The organism is Microcoleus sp. BROC3 (assembly GCF_036702515.1).
GTDB lineage: Bacteria > Cyanobacteriota > Cyanobacteriia > Cyanobacteriales > Microcoleaceae > Microcoleus.
On record NZ_JAUBTQ010000164.1, the window covers coordinates 1 to 1717 of the forward strand.

Genomic DNA, 1717 nt, shown 5'->3' on the forward strand with positions numbered 1-1717 from the left:
TTTTCCTCTTCCATATTTTCTTTTAGTAACTCAGCCATAGCTGAGTCAATTTATGCTGCTTAGTCTAAACACCAGTACCCACAGCTAACTAATAAATTCTCCCAAGCAGTAATTCAAAACAGCCAAGACACTTTCATTGTCTAACGACCCAATGTCACCTGCTTGAAAATGCCTAGTAAGGTGTTATGCAGAAACAGAAAGTAATAGATACCGAAAGCAGCCAAGCCCCCTAAAAGCATTGCTGGAGATTGCCGAAACTGGGCTATACCAATGAAAACACCAAGGAAAATTGACACAACCATAGCGGTCTGAAGGTCGAACATGAGGAAAAAGACTCCTTTCTCTGAAACTATTGCAATCCAGCATAGGTGGACTGCCCAAGCGTCAGAGGCAATGCGATCCAGATTTGAAGTTTTGTTAAGCTTTGCGGTAAATGCCGCCTGCCTTATCCGCGCAAAGCAATTCCCCATTGTGCCACGCCCAGCCGTGCAAATTGCGGCTAGCTGAAACTCCTAAACTCATTACTTCCCACAGCGATTTGTTGTAGGCAACCAATTGCTTGCTGAGCAATGGGTCATTTTTTGCCTCCCTTTGGCACGTCCACATAACCATCCCAATCCAAGAAAAACCAACTTTGTGCCAAACTAAGTTTGTTTTTAATCTCTGCTCCTCTGTCTTCTTAAGTTGTGGGTAAATGCCATCCAACTCGGATCGAGCCAGAAGTTGAGTGTACTGCTTACCTACTTGCCTCCACTTTTTCATCGGCACTTCGTAGTAGGGTTCCAGACAGACAGAGAAAGAACCATCCACATCTTCTTTTAAAGTCTCGGCAAATAAATCATAGGCTGATTGAAATGGATATTGTCTCAGGCTAGCTTGGTGAAAAAATTTGTACCAAAAATGGGCTAATCGCTTGGAAAAATGCTCCACATAACCCGTCCAGATTTGGAGAAGTGCGTGGCGTCTTTTGACATATTTTTCGGCTACTTCGCAAAGCTTCCACCGAGATTTGTACTCATTAACGCAGCAGTTCATTAACTCAGCTTTTCGTTGAGAAATCTCTTGCCGTTTTACAGCTTCCTCAAGTGGGTAATAGTCCTGAACAAGCCACTTAGATTTCCAGCACTCAGCCAAAAGAATCTGGGTTTGTCTTGCTTTGTGCCATTCCTCTATCTGAGCTGGTGTCTTAGCTTGCTGTAGGAGGCGATCGCTGGGCAAGCTAGCTATAAGTTGGGCAATTTGCTCATCTATTTCAGAGATTTTTTGATTCATTAGATAATTCGGGATAAAGTGGAGGATTTCGGACGGCACAAACTAGGGGGGGATTGCGGGCGAGCGAGGAGGTAGCGATGGCTCCGCCCCGAATGGAGCCTACGCAATCGGGAAGTTTGGGCATGGCGGGTGGGTTGGGGGTTTGGTTTTAGTTTCTCCCAAAATCCGGGTGTTGGGAGCGATCGCACTCGCGTCAATCCAGCGCTGCCTTACCTTTGTCAAGGATATCTCGCAAAAATTGGGCTAGCTCGGCAAAGTGTTCTGGGTTATTTTCAAGCAACCATTCTGTAAGCATGATTGAGTGTTTGGTTTTCCTAAACTTGACCCGCGCGAACGATAACTCGGCAAACAGCAGATCGAGCAGTTTTGCTGCGTTAATATTTTTGTCAACGTATTGGGGATTTGATAGCTCCTCTGGAGTAGCATCTTTAGAGAAACAATCCTT

The 1717-nt window shown here is 45.1% G+C and carries 2 protein-coding genes; both read right to left on the minus strand.

Annotated elements, in window-relative coordinates; translation table 11 throughout:
* Positions 1–417: 417 nt before the first annotated feature.
* Entirely contained in the window at positions 418–1272 is an 855-nt protein-coding gene (locus QUB30_RS33510; protein WP_333342656.1) for a hypothetical protein, read from the minus strand.
* Between the two features lie 193 nt (positions 1273–1465).
* A partial coding sequence (locus tag QUB30_RS33515) for a hypothetical protein (RefSeq protein ID WP_333342659.1) occupies positions 1466–1717 on the minus strand: 252 nt, incomplete at its 5' end.